Consider the following 14,954-nt stretch of genomic DNA (forward strand, 5'->3'; position numbering starts at 1 on the left):
AGTTGTAATTATATATATTCACTAAAAATGGCATCATATTGACGTTATAATATCTTTTTAAAGCTATACTCCATTTCTCCACCTAGAGCTTCAGCTGTATCACCAGTTTCTCTGAAATCATGTGTATGAATTTGTTCAAACGGACCAAAATTTACTTGCTTATAAAATTCATAACAAGGGAATCCGTCATGTGCACCTTGAATCTCAACAATACCATCTTTTTTGACATGTACAGTTAATAGGTAGTCAACAGGGGGTGCATATACATTTAATGGATTGCTAGCACTTGCACTCATTTGAAATTTGACGTCATCAGAGCTCCATACAATATCAGTGCACAAAATATCTTTTGTACTAGCTTTTCCTGTTCTTTTATGAACAGAACCATCTGGAGTTGTGATTCTTTCCGTTGTTATGCCAGTATTAGCATATGTGAAAATTTCTTTTTTATAAAAATCTATAATCACTTCTTGTTCAACTCTGGAACGCATAGCGTTTACAGCATAAGGTGTAAATTCACGTGAGTCACCTTCGAATTGGATTACGCTTCCTGTTTGAAAATCCTTTTTAGGTTCGGTCCAAGACATTGGAATAAATACACTAGCTCTAATTTTCACGATATTAGTCATGAGACACACCTCTTTAATTCTAATTTTATTTTGGGTAATTCATAACATTGAACCACCCTGCAAAACAGGTCGCCATTTCTTTCGCATAATCAATTGCTATTCCTTTAGTTTAAATAGCGATACTCTTCTGATTCATATTCATATTTATATCTATATCATCGTTTTAAAACTGTATTCCATTTCTCCAGCCAGCGCTGCTGGAGTGTCACCAGTTTTTCTGAAATCATGCGTATATATTAATTCAAATGGGCCAAAATCTGTTTGTTTATAAAATTCATAACAAGGGAACCCATCATGAGAACCTTCAATATGCATAGCACCACTTTTGTTAACACGTATAGTTAATAAATAATCAGCAGCAGGTGCTGCTGCATTTAAAGGATTGCTGGCACTTGCACTCATTTCAAAAGAAACTTCATCAGTGCCCCACACAACATTTGTACATACGATGTTTTCTATACTTGTTTTTCCCTTTTTATACTCAATAGAACCATCTGGATTTGTAATTTTCACAGTTACGATACAAGCATTTGCATGTGAGAAAATTTCTTTTTTATAAAAATCAATAATCACTTCTTGCTCTAATCTTGACCGCATTGTGTTTACAGCATATGGTGTAAATTCACGTGCATCACCAGTATATTCGAATACCCTTCCTGTTGCAGGATCTTTAATAGGTTCCAACCAAGCATACGGTGCAAATACACTCCCTCTAATTTTCACGATATTAGCCATGAGAAACCTCCATAATTTATTTCGGTGAATCCTATTTCTTTCATAATCAAAATATAGTCAACTTGATTGACCACATTATGCATAGTACAATGAAATTCGAATAAAGTCAACTTAATTGACTTTATTTAAGGAGGGTTATAGATGAATCATCAAGTAAATAGTGAATTAGATCTTACATCACTTTTGTCATTGTCTTTTAGTACATTGATTGATGAACTAAATAACAGAATGAATGAATTAGGTTTTGGAGATATTAGACCTGCACATGGTTTTATGTTTAATCGTATCATCCCTGATGGAGCGACAGGTATAGAACTAGCTGAATACTTAGGAATTACAAAGCAAGCTGTGAGTAAAATGGTGGATCATCTTGAAAAAAGTGGTTATGTAATGCGCCAAACTCATCCCACTGATAAGAGAGGGAAAATTATTATTTTGACCGAACGAGGTTGGTTAGCAGTGAAAACAAAAGATGAGATACTAACTGAGATTGAAGGGCGCTGGATTGAAAAGATAGGTGCTGAACGAATGCAATTGCTCAAAGAAGATTTAACAAAATTAGTTTATGAGGCAAATGAAGATAAATTATCACCAAGGTTAAAACCTGTCTGGTAAATATACAAGGAGACAATTTATGAAGCAGATACCCCTAAAACCAAAAACGCTATTCTTTCGAAAAAATTTTGAAAGAATAGCGTTTTTTCAGTGGATACTTCCCAAAACAACCCCTACTTCTTCAAAGACCACAGCTTCATCGCATGACTCTCTATAATATCCTTCTCCTCCTTCCTATTCGCATCTTCCTCGATTTATCCTGTCTCCACCTTACACTGCTACTGTAAGTTTTTACACAGAATATTCTGAATAAACTCGATAAATACGTATTTCCTCTTTTTCCGACAAACTTAGACAATTATAATCAACTTAAGTTTAACAATTATCCTTGGACACCACTCAACAACATTTTCTGATCCAACAGCTATAAGTACTCATTATTTAGCAACAACAGTCTATAGTTATTTATAATAAAGAGAAAAAAATAGTGTCAGTTGTACATGCTTTGGATTCTAGTGAAACACGAGATCAAAGCATGTAGAAAATGCAGCAAAATTAAATAAATAAGCCCGAGTAAAATATGATTCACACCAGCCTTTTATCTCAAAAAATAATAGATTCATATTCCGTTACCTCAGACACATTGAGTTAATAAAAAAGAAACAATCTCCATTATTAGCGATTGTTTCTCTTTTTATTAATACTCAAATGGCAAAATAGACATTAAATCTACTTCTTCCGTTTCTTCTTTAGGATTCGTTTCGGCTTCATTAGATTGAAAAGATACCCCTGTTAACATTGCGAATGCTACTAAATTTCCTACAATAAATTTTTGCATACTCTTCTCCCTCCCCACACTTTCGTTTTAAATATAGCACGGACAAATATTTGTAAAATATGCAATATTGCATATGATGTTTGTATTTTCATACAAAAGCAATTGTGTTAAAATGAATATTCCATCAAACCGTCTTAGTGGTTAGTAATCACTAGCCCCTGAGAAAAAAGCCCATTTTCTAATGGGCTTTTTCTATATCTAATCCAAGTGAATACTTTATCGTTTATTACAAGCTTTAGAACATCTAATTTCATTTTCAAAGAATTTTTGGTCATAAAAAAACTGCCCCTCCAACTGTTAGACACAACTAACAATTGAAGGGGCAGTTCAATATATTAACTCCTCTTATTTACAAATTATTTTATGAAGAAGGACACGATTACTATAATGATACACACAATCCCGCTTAATAATTGTCCGATTCCTGAGCTCTGTCCATTAATCAACAAGTTGAAAAGATTTTTTCTTGTTTGCGTTTTTCCTACGAATGCATCATATTTCTTCATTTTATATACACCCGATAAGATTAATGCCGCTCCAATTACGATAAGTATTAATTTTAAAGCCATTTTATTTTCCTCCACTTTATATATATTGAATTTTTTCTCAATCATTTTTGAGTTGTTGTTACAATCATGAACAACGCTCGCCTATCATTTCTAACAAATTTATTGTTACTTCTTATAATGTTATTATTACATTTAAACGATAAATCAACTATCGAATAATCTTACATAAAGATTACAGTTCTGTAAGAATGCAAATACACTCTCTACAAAGGTTTTTGTTATAGACACATATGTTAGGAATTTCATCTTACCTTATACTTCTTTCATTTCCCTTTCACAAATGTTACAAAAGTCTTTCATTGACTTGGAGTAACATTAGCTAAAGCATTAGCAAACTAAAATATGAGTTAAAAAAGAGAGAATTTGCTTTGCTAACTTAATAGCAATCTAATATTACCGCTGCTCTCCCAAAATTATATTTGACACCTAAGTGAATCACGAATAAAATAGTGTAAAAATACACCTTAAGAGAGGTTTGATACTATGAATCCAAAAGACATCAGTAAAAAATTATTACTCATACAATTATTTCTTTTCATACTGAACCTATTTATTTTTTCCTCAAGGATGCGATTTTTACCATGGTTTATTGAAGACAGCTTCGGTTTATTCGGAGTTTTCATTACCGGTCCTTTATTATTATTTATCGGTGTAATCATGACCTATATTAGAAAAAGAGACGCTCATTGTATAACGAGAACGAAACAAGCTATTCCTTTTCTTGCAGCGGTTTTTTCAATCTATATTATTACAATCTCATTCACAGATTTCGTAAATATCGTAGCACTTGTATTTACTGCTCTATTGGTTGTGATTACTGTCGTACTTGTTATACAAGATTTCCTTAAATCTAATAAATAGTAAAAAACAAATCGTTTTACCATTTGATATAGACTGCAATTCTGAAACAATTGATCAGAGGGCTTGATGTTTATTAATATAAGCAATTAAGGGTTGTGACACATCAGCATCAAGTTAAGAAATTCTTGATTGCCCAAAACGAAAAAAGTTAACCCTTACAGTTAATTAAGTGTAAGGGTTAACTTTTTATTTAGCGTTACTTTAAATCTTTAACTTGATATGCATTACTTTCGACACTTTCATATGAGATGCAGGAAGAACTCACGTTTCTGCGATCAGTAATACATTCTTCTATAAGCTTTTTCAATTAAAGCTCCTTTATTTGCTTTGTCAGTTCTTTAAATCTTTTATCAAGTTCCATGTATGCTTTATCTTTAGGAGTTAAAAAGCTGAGTTTTCCTAAAACTTCTTGCCTTTCTGTCATTAATAATAATATTGTAGCATGGTAATGTTGCAACGTACAGTTTAGACAAATTATTAAGCGTAGAAAAAACTCATTTGTTATATGCGGCGGCTGAAAAATTGCCTGTTTTGAATAAACAACAAAATTTTTATCACTATACAGAAATTAAAAAGAAGATAACTCTATATTGAACTGTCCCCCTATAAAATGGATAGTTTAATAAAAAACCATAAAAACCCCGAATCATGGACTTTTTTTAAGTGTCCACGATTCGGGGTACAGTTCAAATCATGCTTTTGAGACCTTTTTATTTGAATTTAAAATATTAAGGATAAGTAATTGTAAAGTCAATTATTACATAGTCGTCCTCAGCATCCGGTCCAGTAAATTTAACTTCAGTATCACCTGGTCCAACATCTACTGGATTATTTGGATCAGCAAGAACATCATCTGCACTTGTGCTATCATCTTCTTTGACATCCCCATAGAAAGTATAGTTGCCACTACCAGGTGCGTAAAATTCTACGTTATTTATTGGTGCTTGTTCTTGTCGGTTTCCATCATTCGGTTTACTCCATATTTGAACTTCATTAGACTTTAAGACTTTCTCGGGTACGTCATTAGAATAAAACTTAATCCATCCGTATGGTTCTATTTCAGTGCCAGGATCGCCAATTTCATATAGATAAACTGTTCCATTCATAATAAGTCTTTTCCAATCTTGAACATCTATATTTTGTTGGTTATACCATAAAGCCACTATTGCTTTTACATTTGTGTTATTCTTATAAATAGCATTAACCTGAATACGAGAAGTATTCGCAAAGCCAGATCCAGCGTTATATTCAGTAAAGTTTACCTTTTGACTTCCATCATTCCCTGTTTCATAACGTGTTCCAGTTCCATAACTTTTCCCATCTACTACTACTTCATAATTACAAACATATTCAGGATCTAATTTGAAATATACAGCATTTATATGACCATTACCATCTTGCTGCCAATGATCAAGTGTGTGTGCCTTTTGAATTACTTGCTCAGTTATATTGCTAGTTAATGATACGAATTTTGTGATCGTAATATCATCAAAATAAATATCTCCATTGTTAGAGTTTATATAAACTTTATTCGCAATAGAGACATCATCAAGAACTGTAAATTCAAAATCAAATCTTTGCCAATCTGTAGTTAATGTAAAATTATCGTATCTTTTATGATTACTGTCATTATTCATGACTCCCATCTCGATGGAAGTATTTTCATTAATAGCTTTTACATATAGACTTAAAACATACTTACCATAAGCCTCTAATGGAGAAGTCAGAGTACCAATAGCATTCGTGCCTTTTAAACATCCCCCTTCGACTCCAATACTATCTTGATGTGTTGCGCCTGACCAGGTAATGCCGTTACTTGTAACACTTGCAGAACCGTTACAATCAAAGCTAACACATGGAATCTTTATTAAAATGTTCATACCTTTCTTTAATAACAAATCAAACATTTTTTTATCTGGATCGTTATCCATTTGATTCTTGAAATCATCAGCTGTATCTTGATCATAAATCATTTGTACAAGTTCTTCGCAAATTGGAATGTTTTTATAGAACTGTTTATCTCCATCAATTGTTGTTAAGAAAACGATTTGTATCGCATCACCTAAAGTAATTTCTGGTGTACTGTCGGTTGAATCATTGTAATTTCTTGCTGCTACTCGTCTCTCTAACACTTCATCTCCAGTATCTAGAATTAAACATGCTGTACACGCTTCAATTTCTGTAAAGTAGCCTGTCCAAGACTCGGCGCCGTCGTTTACATTCCCACTCGTTTGTGTAGTTTCTATCATCATTTGCTCTCCAGATTGAAGCTTCATGAAACTATCATAATGAATGGTAAAATCCTTACCAGCTCCTACTTCAGTTAATGCAATAGGAGATAAGCTCATATCTGGATAAGTCCCTCCAGGAGTTAAAGAATTGCCAATATAATTAGGTTGTGCTGTAACTGTCATAATTGTGTCATCATCTATAATAAAATTATTTGTCGGTGTAACTTGATAAATAGGTGCTGAACCTGTATTAAAATAGCGGACGTTCGCATTTATATAGGCAGAGTCTCCTGTGTTAATGTGCACTTGTTTTGTATTACTATTTTCCGTAGTATTTGTGGTAGAAGTAGTATGAGAAAACCCTCCGATAATATGACCGGTGAATTTTGGGTCTTTACCACCTTCTGCCCCAGCATCTATTGATACATTTCCAGTATTCGATTCGGTCTTACTGGTAGAAGTAGAGTTCTCTTGAGAATTTGTATAATCTGCATTTACAGACAGAATCAGCTTTTCCATACTAACTCCGACTTTAGGATAAGCTGCTACTAATGGATTTCTAGTTTCCAAAGAGTTTGCTCGATCCATTTGTCCAGTTACTTTTTCTAAGTCTGTATATGGGTCACCAGCTGTACTTGCTTGTTTAGGGTTAGAGACGTATTTTGTATATGTTCCTTCATAAGTGGAATCCCATTTGATAACATTTGTGCCATCAAACGTATAACCATTTATCTCCCAATCATCTAATATTCCATCATTATCAGTATCAGTAGTCTCATCCGTTACATCACCAAATAAACTTGTTTGCGGATAAAATTCTGTATTTTTAAAGTCAGGTGCTAACAAACATTTTTGAGGTACGACTTCTTTTGTACCCGAATATGACCAGAACAATTTACAATTTACAAATGGAGTATGAGCTTTTTCGAAGCGACATTCCATTCGAATTTGATAAGTTCTTCCCTTTTCTAATGTGATTTTTCTGCCCATTACAATGAGTTTGTTATCAATTTGAATTAAAATTTCATAATTCAATGGGCTAAAAAAAACATATTCATCTGTTTTTTCAGGTTTTAAAAACCCTAACCATCTAGCAGATTGAATGCGTTTACTCTGAACTCTAGGTAACGATGAGATATTTTCTTTTTCTAAGGATAAATTACTATTTGTTTTTTGTGTGATTACTAGAAGATCATTAAAGTTTTGTCCTTCAAAATAAAAGCCTAATAAACCATTACTAGAAAAAGTATTTGTACTTTCTTTTTCAGCGATTTTTAATTCGTCTTTCATTTTTCAGCCCTTCTTTCAATGATAATAGTAAAATCTCTATTATTATAACAAACATAAGGATTAAATTGTATAAAATAGAAAAAATTAACAAAGAGTCCATATTTATTATACGTAAGGTGTAATACATTAAATTAGAAAAAATATCCATATGACAACTAAAGAACAATTGATGACTATTAAAGTGACAGGATGAGTTATGCATGAGCTGTAAGCTTTAAAATGAGGGGGCTATATTATGTGATGTAAGTCATTATGACGGAATCATTGATTGGGAACAAGTAAAAAAACGATCCTAATCAAGTAGACTTTATGATAACTAAAATAACAGAGGGTTCCGAACAAGGCAGTGATGATGTAAATTTACGTGACCAACCTTCTATTGATGGAAATATCATTCGGGTATTGCATCATAACGAATCATATTAAGTGTACTATGAAGAAAATGATTGGTTAAACTTAGGTGGTAATGAATTTATTTATTATGAATCGATCCCTTCATGTTCTTGAACTTTTTTCATAAAATAGAATTAATTAAATTTTAAAAAGGCATCCATAATGGAGCTGCTGAAAAAGAACCTGCCTTGAGTAAGCAAAAAATTTTTTATCACTATATAGAAATCAAAAAAGCAGATCCCACTATATAGTAGGAAGTTATCTGCTTTTTTGATTTTAAATTAACGATAGTGCGTGTATTTCTTCCATTCTTAAATCGGTAAATGTTGCAATCTCTTCTACATGCACACCACGAATGAATTATATTTTTCCATGTTCAATACCTTCTTCTCCTCCCTTATTACGTGCATAAACAAACTTCGCCGCCTCATACTCTTTACGGAAAGAAGAATCTTGATTCATCCACGCCCACTTATCCATTACTTTTGCTAATATAAGATCTTGTTTTAACACAAACCCCTCCAAGGTTTGTGTTAAATAACCTTGTCCATTATCTAGCCTAAAAAGACAACGGAAGCTCTTCCAATGATCGCATGAGATAATTCCCTTTCCACTTTATTTTCCCTTTCTCACCTTGCATCTGTATATTGGGTTTGCGACGTAATAATGTAGAAATGGCAACCTTTGCTTCTAAGCGGGCAAGCGGGGCACCAAGACAAAAATGATTACCGTGTCCAAAGGCAATATGACGGTTATTCTTTCTTGTAATATCAAAAACATCCGCATTTTCAAATACTTTTTCATCACGGTTAGCGGAGGCTATGGAAATAATAATTCTATCTTTTATGTTTATATTTTCGCCATGCAATGTAAACGGTTCTGCCGCCCAGCGCAACGTAGTTAATTCAACTGGACTATAAAATCGTAACGACTCTTCAATTGCTGAATCCATTAAATTTAAATTTTGCCTAAGCATTTGTAACTGAATGGGATGTTCAAGCAAGACAAACATCATATTTGTAATTAGATTGACTGTCGTTTCATGTCCAGCAACGATAAGTAACATAATTGTCGAATATAATTCCGTTATACTTAATTTTGCTCCTTCATTTTCAGCCTGTATTAATAAACTTATTAAATCATTTTGGGGATTTTTTCGTTTTTTATCGGTTAAGTATTGTATATATTCCCTGAATTCTTCTAGTTGTTTTTTATTTTCTTGTAAACTTTCTGGTGTATTTGGAGAGTCAATAATTGCCTGTGACCAAACTCTAAATTTATGTTGATCTTCTTGAGGAACACCGAGTAATTCACTAATTACGATAATAGGTAAGGGGAAAGCGTAATCGCTTATAAGATTCATAGAATGATTAGATTCGACTTTATTTAATAAAGTATCAGCTATATGCTCGATTCTATCTTCAAGTTGTAAAATCATTTTGGGGGTAAATGCTTTTTGAACAAGTGATCGTAAACGACTATGATCCGGAGGGTCTGAGTTTAGCATATGTTTATTTAAATATTTCCTATTTTCTAGTGAAAAAGGCGCTTTTGCTTCTTCATCTTTCGGAAACACATTTTCAACATTTTTCATTAATCTCATATCTTTTAATAAAGAGATGGCATCTTCGTATCTTGTAATCAACCACCCTTGACTTTGTTCTCCTATCGATAAAGGATAAACAGGATGAGAAGTACGTAATTCCTTATAAAGATTGTATGCCTCATGTTTAAACGCTGACGAAGTTAATTGTGTTTCTGACAATAAGTTACATTTCAATTCACTTTTGAAAGACATTACTATAACCTCCATCTTAGTAAAATTTAGGTAGCAGCACTCCCTAGGTTTTATTATAGCTCATTAATAATCAACTAGATAAAAGAAGATTCAGACAAATATTACTTTGCATGATAAAATAAAACAAAAAAACGTTAAGATATTCCTTTAGAGTTTTTATATCAAATAGAAATGCATAGAAACATCCACACAATAAAATTAGCCTCTTTTTTACAAGAAAGCTTACAAACTTTAACTTGATAGACAGTAATATTACCAAAAGTACTAGAAATAGTATAAGTACCCTTACACATTCATTAACAATTTAATAGACTGAGAATATAAAGTAATATAGTACCTCAAAAAATTAAATAAACGAATTAGGAGTGTTATATCATGTCATTTGGAATTGATGTGAGTCACCATGAGGGGAACATTGATTGGAATGAAGTAAAGAATGATCCGAATCAAGTAAACTTTATGATCGCAAAGGTAACAGAAGGTTCTGAACAAGGTACCAATTTTGTCGATCCGACCTTTCAATACAATATCAATGGTGCAAATAGTGTCGGCATCCTAACAGGAGCTTACCACTTTTTTCGAGCAATCTCTGTGAATGATGCAAGACAAGAGGCTGCTTTCTTCATTAAAAATTTACAGAACGTCACATTAACTGCACCTGTATTTGTCGATGTAGAAGTCAATGATGCAAATTTAGATCCAGATACTTTAACAGACGCTGTAAATGCATTTTTAACAGAATTAAAAAATGCAGGTTATACAAGTACCGGCGTTTATAGCAATCTATATTTCTTTCAAAATAGCTTAAACCCTTCACGTTTACAAAATACTTTATTGTGGGTTGCACGTTATAGTGACCGAGGGCCAGGAATGGATTGCGATATTTGGCAATACACAGATACCGGAAGTATACAAGGAATTAATGGGAATGTCGATTTTAATACATCCTATGTAGATTTGGCCATCGGTAATAATAATGGACCTAGCAGCTCCTATATAGGAATTGCTACAATCGCAGGCGATAATGTGAATTTACGAGATCAACCTTCTATGAATGGCAATGTGATTCGGACATTACATCATAATGAAGCTTATAAAGTATATTACGAACAAAACGGATGGTTAAATTTAGGAGGAAACCAATTCATTTACTATGACGCTAGTTATATAGATTATGAATTACTTTCTTCATGTTCCGATTGTTAAATAGTGGACAAACTCTAAGCAGTATATGAGTAGGGCAGCGGAGATATGTATATCTCTCCGCTGCCCTACTCCTTTTTACTCTATACCTTCTGCAACTGCAATATCATTTTCTAGATTTTCTCTTGATAATTCAGCTTTCATGAAATCAGCTGTTTCTGGAAGCGCTAAATGTAAGTGCGCTTTTTGGCATATTTGAATTGTACAGTTTTCAACAACAAAGTCAAAGACGTGTCCGCCACCGCTTCGTTCATCGTCAATATAATGCAAGTGAAAACCAGCTACTCCAATACCTTGTGCATAATCTGGTGTCCAAAATCCTGTCATTGTACCCGTTGTATGAGCGAAAGAAAAAATCGGCTGTGATTTTGTCACCTCTACAATCGGTGTATACGGTTTTTCTTGACGCGGAACGGTTCTTGTTCTTACTTCACGAAATGTTCCGTCCATACGAATCGCATAAAATAAATTTTTGCTTGGCATTAATTCATGTAATAACGCTTCTACTTCTTCGCGATTCATCGGGTGTTCGATTGTATAGCTCATTTCTTTTTCAAAAAATGTTACAGTCGCAAATGGTGTTGTTTCTTCATCATTTACAATTTCTGCTGAACCATCAGAGCGTAGATGATAAAACTCTCCATCGAAGGCGATCATTTCACCATCCAATTGATCGAACGTGCCGATTCCGAAATCCCCATGTTTTTTTAATTGATCAAAACGAATAATTCCATCATATATACCATCTAATAAAGCAATCATTGTCGATGCTTGATACACTTCATTATTCGTTTTTGTTTTTTGTGCATCAATTTCTAATAATTGTGCAACGCTCATGTGTATTCTACTCCTTTATCATTAGTTTAATTGGTTTGGTAATAGTTTTTCACCTAACTTAATGTTGTCACGGTAATCGATTGGAATATCGACAATGACTGGTCCTTCCGCTTTCATTGCTTCTTTCAAGACATCTTCTAACTCTTCAGGTGCATTTACTCGCAGACCAATTGCGCCGAAACTTTCTGCGTATTTCACAATGTCAACATCACCGAATTCTGTACCTGATGTTCTACCGTATTTCATCACTTGTTGGAATGCAACCATATCATATGCGCTATCTCTCCAAACAAGATGAACAATTGGTGATTGTAAGCGCACTGCCGTTTCTAGTTCCATTGCGGAGAATAAGAAACCGCCGTCTCCAGAAACGGACACAACTTTTTTCCCTGGTTCTACTAATGTCGCTGCAATTGCCCAAGGAAGTGCCACGCCTAATGTTTGCATACCGTTGCTAAATAGTAATCGACGTGGTTCATAAGAACGGAAGCATCTTGCCATCCAAATATAATGCGAACCGACATCACATGTAACAGTTGTTTCATCATCGATTAAAGAACGAAGTGTACAAGTCACTTGTAGCGGATGAACAAGGCCTTGCGAATCACGATTCGGTATTTCTGCCTGTTTCGATAATTTTGCACGCAAGCGGTCTAAAATAGCTTCTGATTTTGTTGATAATATAAGCTTCGGTAATCGATCGGCAATGCTGTCTACCGTTAACGCAATATCGCCAACTAATTCACAAGTTGGTTGATAATCATGGTCGATATCTGCTTGATGATCATCAAGATGAATAATCGTTCTATCCCCTTGTTTATTCCAGAATTTTGGGTCGTATTCAATTGGATCATAGCCAATTGATAAAACAAGGTCTGCTTCTTCTAGTAAAATATCTCCTGGTTGATTTCGGAACAAACCAACGCGTCCAAAGAAATGATCTTCTAACTTGCGTGAAATCGCTCCAGCTGCTTGATATGTTTCCACAACGGGCAACTGTGTATCAGTAATTAACTTACGAACAGCTTTTGTAACTACATCTGTGCTTGCTCTCATGCCAAGTAAGATAACTGGTAATTTTGCTGATTTTATTTTTTCTACGACAGCTTCAATTTGATATGTGGGAGCGATACCAAGATGCGGCTTAGAAAGTGCACCGATAGATGAAACAGTTGTTTCAGCAGTGATAACATCTTGCGGAAGGCTAATAAATGTTGCTCCCGGATTTGTAGAAGTTGCACTGCGAAATGCATTTGTAATTGCTTCTGGTATACTATCAGGATGTTCTATTTCTACACTATATTTTGTGATTGGTTCGAATAATGCAGCATTATCCATAGATTGATGCGTACGTTTTAATCGATCTGTACGCGGTACTGCTCCTGCTAAGGCAACAACAGGATCACTCTCTGCATTCGCAGTAACAAGACCTGTCGCCAAGTTTGATGCTCCAGGCCCTGATGTTACAAGACATACACCTGGTTTTCCTGTTAATCTTCCAACGGCAGCGGCCATAAATGCTGCATTTTGCTCATGACGACAAACAATTAATTCCGGTCCACGCTCCTGTAATACATCAAATACAGAGTCAATTTTTGCACCTGGAATACCGAAAACATGTGTAACTCCTTGTTGAATTAAACAATCCACAACAAGGTCCGCTCCTTTTGTTTTTGTTTTCACGTTGCTTGCCTTTAATTCTGTACTCAAACAAATCATCCCTTTTTATCAAATTTGTATGTAATAAAGCCTTTTTCTTATTTCACTTAGTTAATTAATGAAGTGAAATAAGATTCGTTGATTATTATACTACAAATGGATTGTTTTTCCAATAATATAGATTTAACATTATTTAATTAAGAACATTTGAAAACCCTTACATAAATTTGATATATTGAAATAATTTCAAATATATATTTTCCCATTCATTCGACATATTAAAAATTACTTATTTTAGGGAAAACGAACTAAACATTCACTTAAAATTCACATAATCCAAAAGATACATGAATTGGAAGGTATACAAGGAACGCTATTTAATACTTAAGTAGTAAAAAGCACCTTTACTTATGAAATAATTAAATCATAATGACTATTTATTTTTAGGGTATATAAACCTTATCTAGTCCAAAACCATCAAATTTTTCACTAATTTTCGGATGAAATCCTACTCACGGACATACTAAAAACAGCAATGCCTAGCTAATTTTAATAACTAGGCATTGCTGTTAAACACACATACATTACTTCTGTCTATTTTTATCCAATAAAAGCATCTCGATAGAACTTTTTCAATACAAATTTTTCTAAACTTGATGGAAACGTAGCACGTCACAACATCTTTTGAAACCTATACTCCATTTCTCCAGCTAAAGCTTCTGGCGTATCGCCCGTTTCTCTGAAATCATGTATATAAATTTGCTCAAACGGTCCAAAATTTACTTGCTTATAAAATTCAAAACAAGGAAATCCATCGTGTGCCCCTTGCATCTCGACAGTACCATCTTTTTTGACATGCAAAGCTAATACATAGTCAACAGAATGTGCATGTACATTTAATGGTTGGCTAGCACTTGCACTCATTTGAAACTTGACGTCATCAGACCCCCATACAATATCAGTGCACAAAATACCTTCTGTACTAGCTTTTCCTGTTCTTTTATGAGCGGAACCATCTGAAGTTGTAACTCTTTCTGTTGTGATACCAGTATTGGCATATGTGAAAATTTCTCTTTTATAAAAATCTACAACTACTTCTTGTTCAACTCTAGAACGCATAGCATTTACAGCATAAGGAGTAAATTCACGTGCGTCACCTTCAAATTGAATTATGTTCCCTGTTTGAATATCCTGCATAGGTTCAGTCCAAGGCATTGGAATAAATACACTCGCTCTAATTTTAACAATATGAATCATATAGAACCTCCGTATTATATTGATTCTTACTAGGAATGTAGCTAACACACTAACATAAAACTTATTTTAAGGGCTATTTGTACATGCCCATCAACTTAA

13 protein-coding genes and 1 pseudogene are annotated in these 14,954 nt (G+C 33.8%); 3 read left to right on the forward strand and 11 right to left on the reverse strand.

Annotation, left to right across the window (positions count from 1 at the left end; all coding sequences use genetic code 11):
• Positions 1–44: 44 nt before the first annotated feature.
• Both V7024_RS07375 and V7024_RS07380 read right to left on the reverse strand, forming a co-directional pair.
• The gene (locus tag V7024_RS07375) at positions 45–629 is read right to left on the reverse strand and encodes a DUF3238 domain-containing protein (protein WP_335517733.1); all 585 of its coding nucleotides are present in this window, start codon (positions 627–629) and stop codon (positions 45–47) included.
• 150 nt (positions 630–779) lie between these two features.
• Positions 780–1,364, reverse strand: a complete 585-nt coding sequence (locus tag V7024_RS07380; RefSeq protein ID WP_335517736.1) for a DUF3238 domain-containing protein — start codon at positions 1,362–1,364, stop codon at positions 780–782.
• Positions 1,365–1,505: 141 nt separating this feature from the next.
• Here V7024_RS07380 and V7024_RS07385 point away from each other — a divergent pair, with 141 nt between their 5' ends.
• The gene (locus tag V7024_RS07385; RefSeq protein ID WP_335517738.1) at positions 1,506–1,979 is read left to right on the forward strand and encodes a MarR family winged helix-turn-helix transcriptional regulator; all 474 of its coding nucleotides are present in this window, start codon (positions 1,506–1,508) and stop codon (positions 1,977–1,979) included.
• A 637-nt stretch (positions 1,980–2,616) separates the two neighbouring features.
• On the opposite strand, the gene V7024_RS07390 is transcribed toward V7024_RS07385, so the two are convergent.
• Positions 2,617–2,757 carry a hypothetical protein gene (locus V7024_RS07390; protein ID WP_335517741.1) on the reverse strand — a complete coding sequence of 47 codons (141 nt, stop codon included), beginning with the start codon at positions 2,755–2,757 and terminating at the stop codon, positions 2,617–2,619.
• Between the two features lie 356 nt (positions 2,758–3,113).
• Positions 3,114–3,326, reverse strand: a complete 213-nt coding sequence (locus V7024_RS07395; protein WP_335517744.1) for a hypothetical protein — start codon at positions 3,324–3,326, stop codon at positions 3,114–3,116.
• Between the two features lie 483 nt (positions 3,327–3,809).
• Here V7024_RS07395 and V7024_RS07400 point away from each other — a divergent pair, with 483 nt between their 5' ends.
• The gene (locus V7024_RS07400) at positions 3,810–4,187 is read left to right on the forward strand and encodes a hypothetical protein (RefSeq protein ID WP_335517747.1); all 378 of its coding nucleotides are present in this window, start codon (positions 3,810–3,812) and stop codon (positions 4,185–4,187) included.
• A 307-nt stretch (positions 4,188–4,494) separates the two neighbouring features.
• Here V7024_RS07400 and V7024_RS07405 read toward each other — a convergent pair.
• The 4 genes and pseudogenes from V7024_RS07405 to V7024_RS07425 form a co-directional block, all read right to left on the reverse strand.
• A pseudogene (locus V7024_RS07405) lies at positions 4,495–4,620 on the reverse strand (ATP-binding cassette domain-containing protein); the annotation flags it as partial.
• A 295-nt stretch (positions 4,621–4,915) separates the two neighbouring features.
• Entirely contained in the window at positions 4,916–7,708 is a 2,793-nt protein-coding gene (locus tag V7024_RS07410; protein ID WP_335517749.1) for a binary toxin-like calcium binding domain-containing protein, read from the reverse strand.
• Between the two features lie 753 nt (positions 7,709–8,461).
• Positions 8,462–8,614 (reverse strand): hypothetical protein, encoded by a 153-nt coding sequence (locus tag V7024_RS07420; protein WP_335517751.1) that lies wholly within the window; start codon positions 8,612–8,614, stop codon positions 8,462–8,464.
• Between the two features lie 46 nt (positions 8,615–8,660).
• Complete coding sequence (locus tag V7024_RS07425) at positions 8,661–9,899, reverse strand: cytochrome P450 family protein (RefSeq protein WP_335517754.1); 1,239 nt, start codon at positions 9,897–9,899, stop codon at positions 8,661–8,663.
• Positions 9,900–10,274: 375 nt separating this feature from the next.
• Between V7024_RS07425 and V7024_RS07430 the strand changes: the two genes are divergently transcribed.
• Positions 10,275–11,105, forward strand: a complete 831-nt coding sequence (locus V7024_RS07430; protein WP_335517757.1) for a GH25 family lysozyme — start codon at positions 10,275–10,277, stop codon at positions 11,103–11,105.
• A gap of 75 nt (positions 11,106–11,180) precedes the next feature.
• Here V7024_RS07430 and budA read toward each other — a convergent pair whose 3' ends face one another.
• The 3 genes from budA to V7024_RS07445 form a co-directional block, all read right to left on the reverse strand.
• Positions 11,181–11,939, reverse strand: coding sequence for an acetolactate decarboxylase (gene budA / locus V7024_RS07435; protein WP_335517760.1), 759 nt, complete (start codon positions 11,937–11,939; stop codon positions 11,181–11,183).
• Between the two features lie 21 nt (positions 11,940–11,960).
• Positions 11,961–13,649, reverse strand: coding sequence for an acetolactate synthase AlsS (alsS, locus tag V7024_RS07440; protein WP_335517763.1), 1,689 nt, complete (start codon positions 13,647–13,649; stop codon positions 11,961–11,963).
• A 621-nt stretch (positions 13,650–14,270) separates the two neighbouring features.
• Positions 14,271–14,855 (reverse strand): DUF3238 domain-containing protein, encoded by a 585-nt coding sequence (locus V7024_RS07445; protein ID WP_335517766.1) that lies wholly within the window; start codon positions 14,853–14,855, stop codon positions 14,271–14,273.
• Between the last annotated feature and the right edge of the window lie 99 nt (positions 14,856–14,954).

It is taken from the genome of Bacillus sp. JJ864, from assembly GCF_036963045.1.
GTDB lineage: Bacteria > Bacillota > Bacilli > Bacillales > Bacillaceae_G > Bacillus_A > Bacillus_A pseudomycoides_C.

Coding starts and splice junctions, on each gene's coding strand:
- V7024_RS07375 (WP_335517733.1), bottom strand. CDS start 629: ATGACTAATATCGTGAAAATTAGAGCTAGTGTATTTATTCCAATGTCT.
- V7024_RS07380 (WP_335517736.1), bottom strand. CDS start 1,364: ATGGCTAATATCGTGAAAATTAGAGGGAGTGTATTTGCACCGTATGCT.
- V7024_RS07385 (WP_335517738.1), top strand. CDS start 1,506: ATGAATCATCAAGTAAATAGTGAATTAGATCTTACATCACTTTTGTCA.
- V7024_RS07390 (WP_335517741.1), bottom strand. CDS start 2,757: ATGCAAAAATTTATTGTAGGAAATTTAGTAGCATTCGCAATGTTAACA.
- V7024_RS07395 (WP_335517744.1), bottom strand. CDS start 3,326: ATGGCTTTAAAATTAATACTTATCGTAATTGGAGCGGCATTAATCTTA.
- V7024_RS07400 (WP_335517747.1), top strand. CDS start 3,810: ATGAATCCAAAAGACATCAGTAAAAAATTATTACTCATACAATTATTT.
- V7024_RS07410 (WP_335517749.1), bottom strand. CDS start 7,708: ATGAAAGACGAATTAAAAATCGCTGAAAAAGAAAGTACAAATACTTTT.
- V7024_RS07425 (WP_335517754.1), bottom strand. CDS start 9,899: ATGTCTTTCAAAAGTGAATTGAAATGTAACTTATTGTCAGAAACACAA.
- V7024_RS07430 (WP_335517757.1), top strand. CDS start 10,275: ATGTCATTTGGAATTGATGTGAGTCACCATGAGGGGAACATTGATTGG.
- budA (WP_335517760.1), bottom strand. CDS start 11,939: ATGAGCGTTGCACAATTATTAGAAATTGATGCACAAAAAACAAAAACG.
- V7024_RS07445 (WP_335517766.1), bottom strand. CDS start 14,855: ATGATTCATATTGTTAAAATTAGAGCGAGTGTATTTATTCCAATGCCT.